The following is a 17,311-nucleotide window of genomic DNA, read 5'->3' as shown; positions in this document are numbered from 1 at the left end:
ATATTTTTTTACTTTATCTTTTAAATAAGGGGCCGTAGCTCAGCTGGGAGAGCGGCAGGCTGGCAGTCTGCAGGTCGTGGGTTCAAATCCCACCGGCTCCATATTAATAAAATGATTAAAAACATGAATATTGTGTTAATACTTTTAACAATTTTTTGTGCTACAAAGGAAAAAGTTAAAGTTCAGAATATAAGTGAAGAAGATAAAGTTAAAGCAAGGCATCTTTATATAAGAGCAAGTGCCTATCTCAATCAAGAAAGATATAATGAGGCAATTCCTTTACTTAATGATGCAAAAGCACTTGACCCTTATTTTGTTGAAGCTTATATTGCCCTTGGAAATGCCTATTTATCTTTAAAGGATACACTCAAAGCAAAAGAGAATTTTCTTGAAGCTACAAAAATTTCTCCTGATGATAAAAGAGGGTATCAGGGTCTTGGTTTTCTTTATGGTGTTTATTTAAGAAATTATGAAAAGGGTATATATTTTTATAAAAAGTCCTACGATATTGATAAAACTGATTTAAATACTCTTCTTGTAGTTGCTCGTTTGTTTGAAAAAATAAATAAGGATAGTGCTGAATTTTATTATAAAAAAATATTAAGTATTAATCCTGAAAATCCTGAAGCACTCAAAAAATATTTAAATTTTTTAGTTGAAGAAAAAAGATTTAATGAGGCTCTTATATACGCAAATAGAGCTATAGAAAAATTATCAAATGATGAGACAGTTATGGAAAGCGCATTTAAAGTTTACATACAGATGGGAGAAGCAAAAAAAGCAATTGAAATTGCAAATGAATTAATTAAGAAAAATCCTGATGATTATGTTTATTATCTGATGAGGGGAACTGCTTATGCTTCACTTAATAATTATAAAAGTGCCTTATCCGATTACAATAAAGCTGAGAGTCTGAATCCAAAAAGTGTGGGTGTTTATATTAGAAAGGCGTTACTTTATAATGAGTTAAAGGATTATAATAAATCTTTAATAGAAGGTAAAAAAGCTCTTGATTTACAACCAAAATCTGAGGAAGTTTTATCTGCAGTATATTATGTAATAGCCGAAAGTTACAAAGGTCTTGCTTTAAATTCAGAAGAGAAAAAGGATTGGGATCAGGCTCTTGACCTTTGGGAAAAAGCAAAAACCTGGTATTCAAGAATTTACTCCCTTGGTGATACTCCTTACAGAGATTATTCTTTAAAAATGGTTGATTATACGAGTAAAAAATGGGAAAAGGTGAAAAGGATTAAACTTGGAATCGATGAAGGATGAAAAGAGGAGGTATTTTAAGGTCAATTTTAATTATAGTTCTTATTTTAGCAATTATCATCTATGGAGGTTACCAGCCTTTTCTTTCCTATATGGGATACTTATCTTTAAAGGAAAAATTTAATGAAATTGCAAAATTTTCAAAAATGCAGAAAGATATAGAAGAAGTGAGAAACAGAGTTCTTGAAGAACTTTCTAAAAGCAGATTTTATTTTAATCAAGAAGATGTTGGTGTTTATTACGAGGGTGAAAATATTGTAATAAGTGCAAAGTTTTCTGATACTTTGAAGTGGTTTGGAAATTACATAGTAAAACCCATAAATTATAAAGTGGAGGTAAAACGCCTTCCCGTTAGTATCGACTAAATCAAAAAAAATATTAAGTGGAAAGGTTCTTGTTTTAAATCAAAACTATGAACCTCTTTCTCTTTGTTCTGTTAAAAGAGCAATTGTGCTTATTTTACTAAAGAAAGCAGAATGTGTTGTGAGTAAAAACAATAAAAAGATAAGATCCCAGTACATTCAAATAGATGTTCCTTCTGTAATCAGGATAAAAAGGTATATTAATTACAGACCTTACAATGTGCCTATTAATAAAAGAAACATTATGAGAAGGGATAAATATACCTGTCAGTATTGTGGAAAAAAGGGAAGTGATCTAACAATTGACCATGTTATACCAAAAGATAGGGGAGGAAAGGATACATGGCAGAACCTTGTTACCTGTTGTAAGGAATGTAATTTAAAAAAGGGAAACAGAACTCCAAGGGAGGCTGGAATGAAATTGATAAAAAAGCCTAAAAAACCTACTTACTTTCATATTCTTTTTTCAGAAGAAGAAATACCTGATGAAAATTGGAAACCTTATTTATTTCTTTAATTTTTGTTTTACCAATAAAACAAATAGAAATAAAGGGAATTAACCCTTTTCTTGAGAAAAAGTGTAGAGAAATTTTAAATAAATTTGAAAATTTAGAAGCAAACAAAGAAAACCTTGATAAACTTACAGAAGAACTTTCTTTGTTTTTTTTAAAAGAAGGTTATCCTAATGCAAGGATAAGATTTACTGGTTTTGAGGAATATGAAAGTGGTTTAAAAATTTTTATAAATGTTTCAGACTTAAATTATTTTATTATTAATGATATAATTTTTGATAAAAATATAAAGACCAAAAAGAAAATATTTTTACATTTTTTTAATTTAATAAATAAACCCTTTAAGATACAAGATTTTGAAAAAGGTAAAGAGAAATTAAAAAGGTTTGGTTATATAAATGTGAGAAATTTTGAATTAAGAAAATTTGGAGGATTAAATTATCTTTATCTTGATATACACGAAAGGCCTTCAAACAGTTTTGAAAGTTTTCTCCTTTACGATAATAAAAGGAAAACTTTTGCAGGTAAGATTGAAACGGAAATAAATAATATATTTGGTGATTTAAGGAGTTTCTTCTTAAGATGGGAAAAATTTAGTGAAGGAAAAGCTGATTTTGAGGTGAAGTATGAAGAGCCTTTTATTTTTAATTTTGATATTTCAATTTCACCCCATTATAATTTATTTCAGAGAGATTCTTTATATATCAAAGAAAATCTTGGCTTAAAAATAAGTTATTTTTTTGAGAGAGTAAAATTTTCACTCATATATGACTATTTTGAAGAAATTCCCTTTCTGAAAACTTCAAGATTTATTAGCTCCAGTGGTTCGGAAATTGTTATTGGAGAAAAGGGTTTTTTACCTTCAAACATATATTTTTTCTCCTTAAGAGGTGTTCTTTTAAAGGGAAAAGGTGTTTCTCATAAAGCAATAACTGATTTAATGTTAATGAAAAATTTTATGAGATATTTTTATTCTTCCTTTGAAATTTATTCTGGATTTTTAAATTTTTTAAAGGATACTATTATTTCTGAGTATTTCTTTTTAGGTGGTTCAAAATATCCAAGAGGGTATAGAGAGGAGGAGTTCATCGCAAAATTATTTTTTACATTAGTTTTAGAAAATTATATTAATTTTAAAAATTTTTCTTTGTTTATCTTTTATGACTACTCAAAAATGAAGTTAATTTCAGAAGAATACATAAATAAAATAGGTTATGGATTTGGATTTATAGGTTTAGAATTTAACACATATTTTAAAATTTCTTTTGCTATACCCTATAAAGAGAATTTACATTCAACTAAGGTTCATTTTTTTATAAAAAATTACTTTTAACCCAGTATTTCTTTTATTTTGGATAAAGTTTTTTTTGCTTCAATCCTTGCTAATCCAAGATTTTGAATTGTTCCTGAAAGAACAAGAAGAAAGTAAACTTCATTATTGACAGGTCTAACAAGAACTGTGTATTTTTTGGTTGTAAATAATATTTCATTTAATTCTCCGCCTTCAATACTATCTACAGCTCTTGAGACAACACCTATTATATTGGCGATTTCAGCATCAGCAACAGCTGGATCAAATTGAGCTTCCTTAATATGCTGTGAAAGAGCTATTCCATCACTTCCAACACAGGAGGCATAAATTGCTCCTTCAACTCTTAAAACAATTTCTTCAAGTATTTGTCCTAAATTCATTTTTAAAAATTATATTTTACAAGGATTAGAACCAATAAAATTATTTTATTTTATTGTATTTAAATTTTACAAATTACTTGACAAAAAATTTTTTTTATTTTATAATTATAAAGAATTAAGTAAGAGGCTAAACTATGGACAGAATATATAAAATTTTTTTATATATTCTATTATTTAGTTCTCTAAATAGTTTAACTTGGCAAACTCAGGTGGTAGATGCTGCAGGAAATGTAGGGAAATATACATCAATTCAAATTGATAATCAAAATAGATACTATATCTCTTATTATGATTCTACAAACGGGGATTTAAAATTTGCTTATTATGATGGTTTAATTTGGAAAATTGAAACAGTTGATGGATTATTCTCAGATGTAGGAAAATGGACTTCAATTTCCCTTGATTTAAATAATAGACCTCATATTTCTTATTATGATGTAAGTAATGGAGACTTAAAGTATGCTTATTATAACGGATTATTCTGGGTTATAGAAACAGTTGATAATATAGGAAATGTGGGGCAGTTTACTTCTATTTATGTAGATCAAAATGGGGTTCCCCATATAAGTTATTTTGATAATACAAATACTGCTCTTAAGTATGCCTATAAACCTACTTCCTCATGGATTATAGAGACAGTTGATAATTCAGCTAATGTAGGAAGATATACCTCGATTATTGTAGATGAAAATGGAAAAGTTCATATAAGTTATAATGACCAGACAAATAATGCTTTGAAATATGCAACAGGTAATTATGGAAACTGGCAGATTCAAACCATTGTAAATAATCAGTATGGTAGTTTTACCTCTATTTCTCTTGATAATAATCATTATCCTTTTATTTCTCATAGAAAATATGGAGGTCCAGGGTCAGAAGGTCTTTATTTACATTTTTTTAATGGAAATACTTGGCAGTCAAGGGGGATTGATCTACCAGGCGGGGGTTCTCTTAATGGAAGATGGACATCAATAAAATATGATAAAACAAGTAGAAATGTTTGGATAAGTTATTATAATGGGGATAATGGGGACCTTAAAGTTGCTTATTCCTCCGATTATCCTAATTATAATACCTTTAATGTATTAACAATAGATGCAACAGGTGATTTGGGTATATCTTCATCTCTTGCTCTCACTACTTATGGAACACCAGTTATAAGTTATTATGATGCTACAAATCAGGATCTTAAAATTGCAGAACTCAGAGATGTGGACCCTCCCTCAGCCCCCTTAAATTTAACAGCAAATGGTGATAACCCTTCACCCTGGAATAATACAGGAATATTTGAATTAAACTGGGTAAATCCTCAAGATGAAAGTGGAATAAAAAGAGCCCTATATAAACTTTATTTACCACCCACTTCTAATTTTGATACAACAGGGACATTGAAATCTAATTCTCCTGATACAGTTCAAATTAATACAGAAGGTATTGTTCCTCTCTATTTATGGCTTCAGGATAATGCAGGTAATTTAAATTATAACAATTACTCTGTTGTTTATTTGAGATATGATATTTCTAAACCTATAAATGCTAAAACAAAAATAAGCATAAAATTTTCAAATACATCCACCTATACCATCTCATGGACAAAAGGAAGTGATTTGGGAAATCCACCTTCAGGTATTATGGGTTATAATGTTTATTACAGAGATGGAAATGGACCTTGGATTTTATGGCTTTCTAATCACCCTGACACACAGGAAATTTTCACCGGATTGGACGGACACACATACTTTTTTGAGGTTACCTCTCTCGATAGTGCCTATAATGAAGAAGTTAGTTCATTTCTCCCTGAGGATACTTTATCTTTTGATTTAACTCCTCCTTCTGCTCCTCAAAATCTTTATGCAAATGGTTCTTCACCTTCACCCTGGACAAATAACCCTCAATTTATTATAACATGGGTTGAACCAAGTGATTTTTCAGGAATAAGAAAAAGGCTTTTTAAACTCGGTTCTCCGCCAAATTCTTCTTTTGATACAACAGGAACATTTCATAAAAGTCCTGATACTGTCACTATATCTTCAGAGGGTATAATAGATCTTTATCTTTGGTTTGAGGATTCTGCTTCAAATGTTAATCATAATAATAGTGGAAATGTTAAATTGAGATATGATATAACAAGACCATTGAATTCATCAGTTAAGATTCCTGAAAAATCTACGAATCAAATTAATTATATTATAAACTGGTCAAGGGGCTCTGATAATCTATCAGGTATAAAATTTTATGAACTCTATTACAAAGTTAAAGGTGGAACATGGAATCTCTATCAATCAAATATACCTGATACCTTTATAAGTTTCAATTTTTCAATTACTGATACTTTTTATTACTTTGAAGTTATTTCTGTTGATAGCGCAGGTAATAAGGAAATTTTAACAGGGTTTGCAGAGGATTCAATATTTGTTGATTTTAAAGCACCATCACCACCTATAAATTTACTTGCTAATGGCTCAAATCCTTCCCCCTGGACAAACATTAATAGATTTATTATAACATGGACTGAGCCTTATGATATATCAGGTATAAGAAATAGATTCTATAAGTTAAATTCACCTCCTTTTAATCCTTATGACACTACAGGAAGTTTTCATAGAAGTCCGGATACTTTGAGTGTAGATCAGGAAGGTATAATTCCTTTATACCTCTGGCTAAGTGATTCTCTTGGTAATATTTCTCACAACAATTCATCTTCCTGTAATCTAAGATATGATAAAACAAAACCTTTAAATGCAAACTGTAATATTATAGAGTCATCTACAAATCAGGCAATTTTCCCTGTTAAATGGACAAAGGGTTCTGATAATTTGTCGGGTATAATGCATTATGAACTTTACTATAGAGTAAAGAATTCAACATGGAGTTTATATGCTGACAGTATAGTTGATACTTTTATAAATTTTCAGGCATCACTTTATGATACTTTTTATTACTTTGAAGTTATTTCTGTTGACAGTGCAGGTAATAAGGAAATTTTATTTGGTATTGCCGAAGATTCTATTTATGTGGGGAATGTAGTTCCTCTTCCGCCTCAAAATATTCTTGCAAATGGTTCAAATCCTTCACCATGGACAAGGGATACAGTTTTTGTTTTAACCTGGCAAAATCCTTATGATCCAACAGGTATCGTAAAGGCTCTCTACAAATTAGGTTCAAGACCACAGAGTAATTATGATACCACAGGTTCTTTAAGGGGTAATCCTCCTGACACAGTATATACAAAAGTTCAGGGTGGTGTTAAACTTTATATGTGGCTTGTTAATGGTTTAGGGAATCTTGATTATCACAATAGTGATTCTGTTCTTTTAAGATATGATCCCATTCCACCGCAGGGAGCCACCGCAAGTACACCTTTATACTCTATAAATGATACTCTTACTGTTACTTGGACTTCTGGTGAGGATTTTGGAGGATCAGGAATAAAGGGATATGATGTTTATTACAAGGATGGAGAAGGTCAGTGGAATTTACTAATAGGTGATATAAATTCCCTTTCTTATATTTTTATCGGTCAGCATGGTCACAAATACTTTTTTGAAGTAGTTTCAAAGGATTCAGCAGGTAATGTGGAAGTTCAGACTTCAATTCCGGAGGATTCTGTAATTTTTGACCTTGTAGCTCCAACAATTACTTCAATAATTCCATCTCACGGTTCCTTTAATGTTCCATATAATACTAATATAAAATTAAGTTTTTCAGAAAAATTAAATAGAAGAACTGTTACAGATTCAAACTTTGAAATAAGAGGTAAAATAAGTGGTTTTCATACTTTTAATTTAACTTATGATTCTATCAATTTTGTTATAACTCTTGACCCTCATACTGGTTTTTCTTCTCAGGAAACAGTTTTTGTCAGTGTTTCTCAGAATATAACCGATGTTGCAGGAAATAGATTGACGGGACAGAGAAATTTCTTCTTTATAACAGAATTAAGGCCTGACACAGAAGGTCCTGTTTCAATTGCTTCCATAAATCCACTTTCCCCAGAGCCTTTCAATTATCTTGATATAAATGTTATAGTTTCGGATACAGGAAGAGGTAATTCAATTATAACTTATGCTGAGTTTTTCATTGATTCAATAGGTCAAAGTGGGTCTGGAATTCCCCTTGAACCTTCTGATGGGAATTATGATGAAAATTTTGAAGAAGTTTATAAGAAAATTGATTTAGTTCCTTTAAATTTCAAGGCAGGTGAAACCCATTACATTTTTGTTCATGCGAAAGACATAAATAACAATTTTGGTAAATACGATACAATAAAGTTTGTTATATCACCTGATGATGATACCTTGCCCCCTTCTTTTATTGGATTTACACAAGGATATATTAATCCCAATACTAACTTTTATATAAAGGGGATAATTCAGGATCCTTCAGGAGTTTATGATGATAACACAGGTTCTTTAGGTCAGGGAGTGTATCTCCTCTGGGACAGTGATGGTGAAATTAATAATACTTTTAATGAGTTACAATTAGACAGAATTTCTGGTGATACTTTTAAGACTCTTATTCAGATACCAGGTCAGGATTCAGGTGAAATTGTTTATAAAGTTTATGCCCATGATAATGATTTTGATACAGGGCATGCGGCTGATAGAAAAAAAGGTGAGAGCCCGCTTTTTAGGGTTATTTTTTATGTTCCCATGGTGGCAAATCTTAGCCATTCACCTGATATTGTTTACATTGGAGACAGTTTAAAGGTTGAAGTTTCTGCAAATATTTCTTTTGGAGAGTCACCTGTTTGTAGTCTCATAACTTCCAGAGGTAGTTTAAAAATGGAGTTTCCACTTTTTGAAATTAGTAATAATTTATATAGGGGTAAAATAATTACTGAAGGTGCGGATATTGGAATTGCAAGGATTGTTGCACATTATAAGGATTATGGAACTTTAAAGAAAATTGAGGATACAGTATTAATTCAGGCTAAGGGTGAGTTTTTACCTGAGAATATGGTTTATGTATGGCCGAACCCTGTCAATTCTGAAGGTAATTTTCACTTTTATATAAATCAGAATGCAAGGGTTCAAGTTGAAATTTTTGATATAAGAGGTAAGAAAATTATGGAGTCCTCTGGTATTTTCAAAGGAGGTGTTAAGCCTCATACGATAAATTCAAATGCTATAAAATTAAATCTTAGAAATCTTGCTCCAGGAGTTTATATTTTCAGATTAAAGGCAGATGCAATTGATACAAAAGAAAGTAAAACAGTTTTGAAGAAATTTGCAATAGTGAGGTAAATTATGGGAATTTTTGTTAATTTTTTATTTTTTTTAGTTGGTGCTAAATTTTTAACCCTTGGAATAGGTGCAAGAGAAATTTCAATGGGTTCAATCGGCTCTGTTTTTGTGAGAGACGCAAATGCAACATATTTCAATCCTGCTCTACTTTCTATGCAGGATATGGGTAATTTTATGGCTTCCCATTGCAATTATCTCCTTGATATGAGATTGGAATCTTTCAGTTTATCGCATCCTTTTGGCAAAATTCATACTGGTTTAAATTTTTATGGTTTTTTTGTTTCAGAACTGGAAGGGAGAACTGGACCTTCAGAAACTTTTTCTCTCTTCGGGGCATCTTTTTTGAATACAAATTTTTCAATTGCTTCCTTTTTATATAGAAATTTAAGTTTAGGTCTGACAATAAAAAATGTGTATGAAAAAATAGATACTTTCAGTTCTTCTTCTTTTGCTTTTGATTTTGGTTTTGTATATAAACCTGAAATATCTTTCTTTGAAATTGGAGGTGTTTTATCTAATTTTGGAAGTAAATTGAAATTGAAATCTGAAAATTATGAATTACCTTCATCTTTAAGACTTGGAGCTGGTTTTTATTTTAAAGATTTAAAATTTGCCCTTGAAGTTTTTAAAATATTAAAAGAAAACACCGAGTTTCATACAGGGTTTGAATATCTCATAAAAGATATACTTTTTTTGAGAATGGGTTATAAAACAGGCTATAAAGATGCCTATTCTTTAGCTGGTTTAACTTTTGGTTTTGGACTAAAATATTCTGGTTTTAATTTTGATTATGCTTTTGAACCCTATGGAGATTTTGGTAATATCCATAGATTAAGCTTTGGAATGAATTTTAAACCTTTAAAGATAAAATTTCCCGAGAAGAAGAAAGAACCTATCATTGAACCAAAGCCGGAACCAGAAAAAATTGTTGTTAAAGAAGTTAAACCCCTTTATCCCTTTAATCTTGATTCACTTTATTTAAAAGCTGTTAAAGAGTATGAAAATAAAAATTTTATAAGTTCCTATAAGTTTTTTATGGAGATAATTTATATAGATAAAACATTTAAAAATTCATATAACTATTTTGTTGAAATAAAAGGTAATCTTTTAAAGAACAAGATTGAGCTTGCTATATCAGAATATGATAAAAATCTTACTGCTTCTAATTATCTTGATGCTTATTCTGTTATTAAAAACTCTTACGAAACTCTTGAAAAACCTGAAATTCTTGGTCATAAATTAAAAGAAATAGAAGAGATAATTTTGAGAAAAACACAAATTAAAGAGGAAAGGGAATTTCTTTTTAATGCCTTGAAATTTTACACAGATAAAAGATACAGAGATGCAATAAATGAATTCAGAAAAATTAAAAAGAATGAAATTATTTCAGACTGGATTAAAAAGTGTGAGGAAAAAAGGGAAAGAAAAATTAAATCCCTTGAAAGAGATCTTGATTTTTACATAAAAAATGAAAATTACGAAAAAGCTTATGATGCTATACAGGAACTTGAAAATGAAGGTTATATTTCCTCCCAGTTGATGGTAACAAAGACAAGGATAGAAAATAAGCTTAAAGAAAAATCGAAAATTCTTTATGAACAGGCTATAAACATGGAAAAAAACAAAAAATTAGTTGAAGCTCTTCTTCTTGTGTCAAAATCTGTCAAAACATATCCCCTTGAAGAGTCAAAATTACTTGAAAGTAGAATTATTGAGAATTTTAAAGGAAATTTTAAACTTTATGAGGAACTTATGATATATTCAATTAAACTTTTTCATCAAGGAAATAATGAGGATGCTTTAATTTTATGGGAAAAGGCTGAAAATATTAACCCTTCTGATGAAAGAATATCCTATGTGAAAATCTTTAGAAACCTTTAATTTGTAAGAAATAGTTCTGGATAGCCACCTATAGGTAAGGAAGTTCAGGGTTATCAAAAATTAATTTAAAATTTTATATCTAAATTCGTATTTTATGTTATTAAAATTTTTTCCATTTATTTCTACATAAGGGTAAATGAAATAATTGAGTGGTTCATCTTTTTGAGGAGGTTCAAGAACTATATCCCTTCCCCTTGTAAAACTTATTCTATAAGGGTCAAGTCTACCAAAATAATAATCCTTTAGTTCATTATTTTTATCCGCTTCTGAAATATCAACCGGAAACCATTTCCCCTTGTTATAAAAATAAGCCCAGCAATGATACCCATTTATTTTGCCCTCCTTTTTTTCCCTTGGAATAGAAAATCCAATTTCAAAAAAACTGGGAATTTTTAAACTTCTTGCGAGTCCAATAAAAAAGGAATGAAAATCTGTGCAGTTTCCTTTCTTATACTTACAGGCATACCAGAAGTCTCCCCTTCCCCAACCTTCACCACTTTTATCATAGGTCATATAGAAAAGTGTATAATTATAAAGTATTTTTGCTATTTCAAAATTATCTACCTTTTTTCCATTAATTATATTTTTTGCGATTTTAATTGTGCTGTCATTAATAGGTATCAGTCTATCAGGTTTTAAAAAAATAGATAAATCAGAAAATTCATTCTTAATTTCCCTTGATTCATATCTCAAAATCAAAAATTTTAATTCAATATTCAGTTCCCTTTTTTTATTACTTCTTAAAAAGAGTACTCTATTTTTATACCTTTTTTCCAGATTTATACTGTAAGGTAATTCCGATTTTATTTCTTCTTTTAAAATCTTCTGTTCTGAACTTTCTAAAGGTAAAGGTATCCATAAATTCAATTCTGAATTCTCAGGGATATCAAATAATGAGACACTGTAACTTATCTCTACTTTTAATGAATCTAAATTTAACAAAACCAAAAGAAAAAAATTTTGCATAATTTATTTAATAATTTTTTTTAAATTTTTAAATCTTTTTCAGATTTTCTTCAATATCAGAGTAATCAGGTTCGCTTGAAATTTCTGGGACAAGTTGAATGTATCTTATTATATCATCTTTATCAATTATGAAAACACACCTTGCAAGAAGACCATTTTCCTTGATAAGAACACCATAATTTTTCCCAAAGGATTTATCTTTAAAATCAGAAAGAGTAATTACATTATTTACTCCATTAGCTCCACACCATCTCTTCTGGGCAAAAGGAAGGTCCATACTTATGGTTATGAAAATGTATTCAGGAGATTCAAATTTTTTCATCATTTCAGAAATTTTTTTAGTTTCAGTTGAGCAAACAGGAGTATCAAGAGAAGGAACAGAAGAAATTATTTTTATTTTACCCTCAAAACTTTTAAGAGATTTTAAAGAAAAATTTTCATCAAGGGCAATAAATGAAGGAGCGCTTTTTCCCTTTTCAGGAAGCTCCCCTTCAAGAATTAAAGGATTTCCTCTTAAAGTAACTCTATTCATTTTAATTCTTTTATTTTTTCTCCCTCATATTTAAATCTTTCTTTGCCAGATATCTTATGAATTTTGATATCAACAACCTTAAGACCCATCATATCTTCTTTTAACCAGAAATCTATATCAAGTATTGTTTCCCCGTCTGCTACTTTAAAATCAGAACACATAAAATACGTTCCATCACTTAGAACCCTAACTTCTTTATGAAGTTCTTTAAAATTCAATTTCCATACTTGCTTAAGTTCTGGATCCCATATTAAAAAGTATCCTCCTTTGAGTTTTGAATCTGTGTTTACATAATCGGTTATCGCCCTTTTTACATCATCAGGTCTTATTTTTTCGAGCCTACCAGGATGCTCACCTGGATGTTCCTGGGCTATTAAATTTAAGGAAATTAAATTTGAGGAGATAAAGAAAATAAAAAATGTTAAAAATTTCATAATTACTTCCTTTATTAAATCTGGATTTGAACCTGATCTATATTATAACATGCATTTATAATAATTTCAAATTTAGATTTTTTAAAAAATTTATTACTAACCTTTGAAAAGAATTTTGAGTATAATTTATAATTCTAAAAATGAATGTTAAAAAAAGTTTGTTAGAACTTATTGGCAAAACTCCTCTTGTGGAACTAAGTGAAAGATTTAAAGGTGATATAAGGACGAGAATATTTTTAAAGCTTGAGTTTATGAATCCCGGTGGAAGTGTTAAGGATAGAATTGGAATAAAGATGATTGAGGAAGCGGAGAGAAAAGGACTTATAAAAGAAGGTGCAACTATTATAGAGCCCACATCAGGAAATACAGGTGTTGGTCTTGCGATTGTTTGTGCAATAAAGGGTTATAAGATGATATTTACAATGCCTGATAAGGTAAGTAAAGAAAAGGAAATGCTTTTAAGAGCCTATGGCGCTGAAGTTATAAGGTGCCCAACAGAAGTTCCTCCTGAGGATGAGAGAAGTTATTATAAAGTTGCAGAAAGATTAGCAAAGGAGATAGAAAATTCTTTTTTGCCCAATCAGTATGCAAATCCCTTCAATCCCTTGGCCCATTATTTAACAACTGGACCTGAAATATGGGAGGATACAGATGGTAAAATTACTCATTTTGTTTGTGGAATTGGAACAGGTGGAACTATTACAGGTGTTGCAAAATTTTTAAAAGAAAAGAATCCCCGAATAAAAGTTATAGGAGTTGACCCGGAAGGCTCTATTTATCATGAATTATTTTATAATACTAAAGGTGAGATTCATCAGTATAAAGTGGAGGGTATAGGGGAGGATTTTTTGCCTTCTACCTGTGATTTAAGTTTGATAGATGAGATTATAGTAGTTGATGATAAAACTTCCTTTGAAACAGCAAGGAGACTTGCAAGAATAGAGGGAATATTAGCAGGAGGTTCATCAGGTTCAGCAGTATTTGCGAGCTTAAAGGTAGCAAAAGAGCTTGATGAAAATTCAATTATTGTTGTAATTTTACCCGATACAGGTAGAAATTATCTTTCAAAATTTTATGACGATGAATGGATGAAAAAGGAGAAATTTTTATGAGATACAATACAAAACTTATTCATATTGGTGAGGAACCAAATTTAAAAGAGGGTGGAACGGGTGACGTGGTTATTCCGATTCACCTTTCAACAACCTTTGCAAGAAAGGAAGCAGAAAAACCAACAGCAGGTTATGAATACTCAAGAACAGGTAACCCTACAAGAGATTCTCTTGAAAAAAAACTTGCAGTTCTTGAAAATGCAAGGTTCGCCTTAGCTTTTTCTTCAGGAATGGCTGCGGAAAGCACCTTACTTTTAACTCTTTTAAAATCAGGTGATCATATAATTGCCTTTGATGATTTATACGGTGGAACAAAGAGGCTTTTTAAAATTTTAAGTGAAAATTATAATATTGAAGTAAGTTATGTGGATGCAAGGTTTTTGGATAATGTTAAAAGGGCAATAAAGAAAAATACAAGATTGATATGGCTTGAAAGCCCCACAAATCCCCTTATGAAATTGTGTGATATAAAAGAAATATCAAAAATTGCAAAAGAAAATAATATTATAACAGTCCTTGATAACACCTTTTTAAGTCCTGTTTTTCAGAAACCACTTGAACTTGGAGCTGATATTGTTATTCACAGTACTACAAAGTATATAAACGGCCACTCTGATTCTGTTGGTGGAGCAATTATGCTTAATGATGAAAAAATTTATGAAAAATTAAAATTCAATCAGAATGCAATTGGTGCAATACTATCACCCTTTGATTCCTATATGGTAATAAGGGGTATAAAAACTTTAACTTTAAGGATGTTAAAACATGAAGAAAATGCAAAAAAAATTGCTGAGTTTCTTGAAAATCATTCTAAAGTAGAAGAGGTTTATTATCCTGGTTTAAAATCCCACCCACAACACGAACTTGCTTTAAAACAGATGAAAGGTTTTGGCGGTATGCTTTCCTTTGAGATAAAGGGAAAATTAAAAGATGCAAAAAAATTTGTTGAAAGTTTAAAAATATTTTCCCTTGCTGAATCTCTTGGAGGTGTTGAATCCCTTATAGAAATTCCTTATATTATGACACACGCCTCTCTATCAGAGGAGGAAAAAAAGAAAGTAGGTATAGGAGAAAATCTGATAAGAGTTTCAGTTGGTATAGAGGATGTTGAGGATCTTATAGAGGATTTAGAAATTGCTTTTTCTAAGATTTCATAATTCTCATTGAGTTTAAAATTGCAATAATAGAGACACCCATATCAGCAAAAACTGCTTCCCACATTCTGGCAATTCCAATTGAACCCAAGTATATAAAAAGTAATTTTATTAAAATTGCGAAGATGATGTTCATAAAAACTATATTTTTAGTTTTCTTTGAGATTGAAAAGAGTTTTTTTATTTTTGATAAATTGTCATCCATTATAACAATATCTGAACTTTCAATTGCAGCATCCTGTCCAATAGCTCCCATTGCTATTCCCACATCTGAAATTGCTATGGCAGCAGCATCATTTATTCCATCTCCAAGAAAAGCAACTTTGTGACTATTTTTTAAATTTTCTATTTCTTTAACTTTTTCTTCTGGTAAAAGTTCCGCTTTAAAAAAGTCAAGGTTTAGTTTTTTACTTATTTCCTCTGCAACAAATTTTTCATCTCCTGTTAGCATACCTATTTTAATTTTTAGTTTTTTTAAATTTTCAATCACTGATTTTGCTTCCTTTCTGATTTCATCTGAAATAGTTATATATCCAGCATAAACATTATCAACAACTACATGGACAGTAGTTCCGTCTCCCTTACATATTTCATGACCTATATTATTTTCATGAAGAAATCTATCACTTCCAACTAAAACATTTCTTCCTTTAAATTTAGCCTTTATTCCAAGTCCAGGTTTTTCACTGAATTCTTCCATTTCAATATTTTTTATCTCTTTTCCATAATATTCTTTTATTGCTTTTGCAATTGGATGATTTGAGTTTGCCTCCGCATAGGCTGAGATCTCAAGAATTTCTTCCTTTCTAAAACCATTAAAATTTTTTATATCCCTGACCTTAAAAACACCTTCTGTGAGTGTTCCTGTTTTATCAAAAAGAAAAAATTTGATTTCGTTTAAAATATCAAGGTAATTTGAACCCTTAACAAGGATTCCATTTTTTGAACAGGTCCCTATTCCGACAAAGTAGGAAAGGGGAACACTTATCACAAGAGCACAGGGACAGGATATAACAAGGAGGACAAGGGCTCTGTAAATTGAATCTCTTATTGTTATATCAGTTGTTAAGGGTAAAAGAAAAGCTATAAGAAAACTTATAATTAAAACGAAGGGAGTGTAATATTTTGAGAATTTTGTTATGAATTTTTCAGGATTTGCCTTTTTTTCCTTTGCTTTTTCAACAAGATCAAGTATCTTATTTATGCTGGATTCTTTAAATTCTTTTAAAACTTTAATTTCAAGGACACTTTCTTTATTTATAACACCTGCACTTATTTCATCCCCCTTTTTAAAAAATTTAGGGACTGATTCACCTGTTAAAGGAGATGTATCAACATAGGATTCACCTTTAATTATAATTCCATCAAGTGGAACTTTTTCCCCTGGTTTAACAATTATAATTTCTCCAATTTTTACTTCTTCTGGTTTTATTCTGACTACACTATCACCCCTTTTAATATTTGCGAAGTTTGGTTTAAGTTCAAGGATCTTTTTTATTCTTCTTTTTGATCTTTGAATTGAAATACTTTGTAAAAATTCTCCTACTCTATAAAAAAGGGCAACAAGAACAGCTTCTTCTACTTCATTTATTAAAATTGCTCCAATTGTAGCCACCGACATTAAGGTATTTTCATCAAAAAACTTCCCTTTTAAAATATTTTTTATTGCTCTTCTTATTATTGGTTCACCTGAAATTATGTAAGCAATTAAAAGAATTATTTTTTTAAAAATTAGTAATCCAGTTACGAATAAAATTAAAGAAATTAAAATTATAATTATCTCCTTTATATTTTTCTTTTTTTCTTCTAAATCTTCCTTTTTTATTTCAATATCACATTTTTCGCAACAGTTTTTTCTTTTCATTTTATTTTAAAAATTTAAAAATTGTTTCCGTAAGTTCCTCAATAATTTCCTCTTTATTTATATTCCTTTTAAAAGATTGAGATACATGAAGCTTTATGTGGGATTCCATTATAATAAGTGCCACCTTTTCAAGTGCCCTTTTTGCTGCGTTTATCTGATTTATAATTTCAGGACACTCCCTTCTTTCTTCTATCATTTTAATTATTCCTTGAATTTGACCTTCTATTTTTTTTATTCTTGGAAGCACTTCTTCCTTTGTTTTTTCATCCAGTTTCATTTTTTCC

At 30.0% G+C, this 17,311-nt stretch carries 14 protein-coding genes and 1 tRNA gene; 9 read left to right on the top strand and 6 right to left on the bottom strand.

Translation table 11 applies throughout. From position 1 onward, the window contains the following. Positions 1-28: 28 nt before the first annotated feature. The 5 genes from ABIN73_04960 to ABIN73_04940 all read left to right on the top strand — a co-directional run bounded on the left by ABIN73_04960 (position 29) and on the right by ABIN73_04940 (position 3,479). Positions 29-101: transfer RNA gene (locus ABIN73_04960), tRNA-Ala, on the top strand. A 22-nt stretch (positions 102-123) separates the two neighbouring features. Then, positions 124-1,275, top strand: coding sequence for a tetratricopeptide repeat protein (locus ABIN73_04955; protein MEO0269073.1), 1,152 nt, complete (start codon positions 124-126; stop codon positions 1,273-1,275). Continuing rightward, entirely contained in the window at positions 1,272-1,637 is a 366-nt protein-coding gene (locus tag ABIN73_04950) for a hypothetical protein (protein ID MEO0269072.1), read from the top strand. Before ABIN73_04955 ends, ABIN73_04950 begins: the two co-directional genes overlap by 4 nt. Before the next feature lie 85 nt (positions 1,638-1,722). Then, a complete protein-coding gene (locus tag ABIN73_04945; protein ID MEO0269071.1) occupies positions 1,723-2,151 on the top strand; it encodes an HNH endonuclease in 429 nt (142 codons plus the stop codon). Then, the gene (locus ABIN73_04940) at positions 2,127-3,479 is read left to right on the top strand and encodes a hypothetical protein (protein MEO0269070.1); all 1,353 of its coding nucleotides are present in this window, start codon (positions 2,127-2,129) and stop codon (positions 3,477-3,479) included. The genes ABIN73_04945 and ABIN73_04940 overlap by 25 nt, the downstream gene beginning before the upstream one ends. Here ABIN73_04940 and ABIN73_04935 read toward each other — a convergent pair. Beyond that, on the bottom strand, positions 3,476-3,838 hold the full coding sequence (locus ABIN73_04935) for a hypothetical protein (GenBank protein ID MEO0269069.1): 363 nt from the start codon (positions 3,836-3,838) through the stop codon (positions 3,476-3,478). The genes ABIN73_04940 and ABIN73_04935 overlap by 4 nt on opposite strands. 134 nt (positions 3,839-3,972) lie before the next feature. Between ABIN73_04935 and ABIN73_04930 the strand changes: the two genes are divergently transcribed. Beyond that, positions 3,973-9,084, top strand: coding sequence for an Ig-like domain-containing protein (locus tag ABIN73_04930; protein MEO0269068.1), 5,112 nt, complete (start codon positions 3,973-3,975; stop codon positions 9,082-9,084). Between the two features lie 3 nt (positions 9,085-9,087). Further along, complete coding sequence (locus ABIN73_04925) at positions 9,088-10,965, top strand: PorV/PorQ family protein (GenBank protein ID MEO0269067.1); 1,878 nt, start codon at positions 9,088-9,090, stop codon at positions 10,963-10,965. A gap of 60 nt (positions 10,966-11,025) precedes the next feature. On the opposite strand, the gene ABIN73_04920 is transcribed toward ABIN73_04925, so the two are convergent. From ABIN73_04920 to ABIN73_04910, 3 genes are read right to left on the bottom strand one after another with little or no spacing between them, the layout of a single operon-like run. Further along, on the bottom strand, positions 11,026-11,931 hold the full coding sequence (locus ABIN73_04920; protein ID MEO0269066.1) for a transglutaminase domain-containing protein: 906 nt from the start codon (positions 11,929-11,931) through the stop codon (positions 11,026-11,028). 28 nt (positions 11,932-11,959) lie between these two features. After that, positions 11,960-12,463, bottom strand: coding sequence for a thiol peroxidase (gene tpx, locus ABIN73_04915; GenBank protein ID MEO0269065.1), 504 nt, complete (start codon positions 12,461-12,463; stop codon positions 11,960-11,962). After that, positions 12,460-12,897 (bottom strand): hypothetical protein, encoded by a 438-nt coding sequence (locus ABIN73_04910; GenBank protein ID MEO0269064.1) that lies wholly within the window; start codon positions 12,895-12,897, stop codon positions 12,460-12,462. The genes tpx and ABIN73_04910 overlap by 4 nt, the downstream gene beginning before the upstream one ends. Positions 12,898-13,037: 140 nt before the next feature. Between ABIN73_04910 and ABIN73_04905 the strand changes: the two genes are divergently transcribed. Together ABIN73_04905 and ABIN73_04900 are read left to right on the top strand one after the other, a co-directional pair. Beyond that, a complete protein-coding gene (locus tag ABIN73_04905) occupies positions 13,038-14,009 on the top strand; it encodes a cysteine synthase (protein MEO0269063.1) in 972 nt (323 codons plus the stop codon). Continuing rightward, positions 14,006-15,166, top strand: coding sequence for a PLP-dependent aspartate aminotransferase family protein (locus tag ABIN73_04900; GenBank protein ID MEO0269062.1), 1,161 nt, complete (start codon positions 14,006-14,008; stop codon positions 15,164-15,166). Before ABIN73_04905 ends, ABIN73_04900 begins: the two co-directional genes overlap by 4 nt. On the opposite strand, the gene ABIN73_04895 is transcribed toward ABIN73_04900, so the two are convergent. Then, the gene (locus tag ABIN73_04895) at positions 15,153-17,027 is read right to left on the bottom strand and encodes a heavy metal translocating P-type ATPase (GenBank protein MEO0269061.1); all 1,875 of its coding nucleotides are present in this window, start codon (positions 17,025-17,027) and stop codon (positions 15,153-15,155) included. The two genes, ABIN73_04900 and ABIN73_04895, sit on opposite strands and share 14 nt — an antisense overlap. A gap of 1 nt (position 17,028) precedes the next feature. After that, positions 17,029-17,304, bottom strand: coding sequence for a metal-sensitive transcriptional regulator (locus ABIN73_04890; protein ID MEO0269060.1), 276 nt, complete (start codon positions 17,302-17,304; stop codon positions 17,029-17,031). Between the last annotated feature and the right edge of the window lie 7 nt (positions 17,305-17,311).

This window comes from candidate division WOR-3 bacterium (assembly GCA_039804025.1).
In the GTDB taxonomy this organism is placed as follows: domain Bacteria; phylum Hydrothermota; class Hydrothermia; order Hydrothermales; family JAJRUZ01; genus JBCNVI01.
This window is presented reverse-complemented; position numbering and strand designations above follow the sequence as displayed.

What these genes read in the sequence shown, in the direction of transcription:
- ABIN73_04930 (MEO0269068.1), top strand. Translation starts at nt 3,973, where the DNA reads ATGGACAGAATATATAAAATTTTTTTATATATTCTATTATTTAGTTCT.
- ABIN73_04920 (MEO0269066.1), bottom strand. Translation starts at nt 11,931, where the DNA reads ATGCAAAATTTTTTTCTTTTGGTTTTGTTAAATTTAGATTCATTAAAA.
- ABIN73_04950 (MEO0269072.1), top strand. Translation starts at nt 1,272, where the DNA reads ATGAAAAGAGGAGGTATTTTAAGGTCAATTTTAATTATAGTTCTTATT.
- tpx (MEO0269065.1), bottom strand. Translation starts at nt 12,463, where the DNA reads ATGAATAGAGTTACTTTAAGAGGAAATCCTTTAATTCTTGAAGGGGAG.
- ABIN73_04925 (MEO0269067.1), top strand. Translation starts at nt 9,088, where the DNA reads ATGGGAATTTTTGTTAATTTTTTATTTTTTTTAGTTGGTGCTAAATTT.
- ABIN73_04900 (MEO0269062.1), top strand. Translation starts at nt 14,006, where the DNA reads ATGAGATACAATACAAAACTTATTCATATTGGTGAGGAACCAAATTTA.
- ABIN73_04910 (MEO0269064.1), bottom strand. Translation starts at nt 12,897, where the DNA reads ATGAAATTTTTAACATTTTTTATTTTCTTTATCTCCTCAAATTTAATT.
- ABIN73_04905 (MEO0269063.1), top strand. Translation starts at nt 13,038, where the DNA reads ATGAATGTTAAAAAAAGTTTGTTAGAACTTATTGGCAAAACTCCTCTT.
- ABIN73_04935 (MEO0269069.1), bottom strand. Translation starts at nt 3,838, where the DNA reads ATGAATTTAGGACAAATACTTGAAGAAATTGTTTTAAGAGTTGAAGGA.
- ABIN73_04895 (MEO0269061.1), bottom strand. Translation starts at nt 17,027, where the DNA reads ATGAAAAGAAAAAACTGTTGCGAAAAATGTGATATTGAAATAAAAAAG.
- ABIN73_04955 (MEO0269073.1), top strand. Translation starts at nt 124, where the DNA reads ATGAATATTGTGTTAATACTTTTAACAATTTTTTGTGCTACAAAGGAA.
- ABIN73_04890 (MEO0269060.1), bottom strand. Translation starts at nt 17,304, where the DNA reads ATGAAACTGGATGAAAAAACAAAGGAAGAAGTGCTTCCAAGAATAAAA.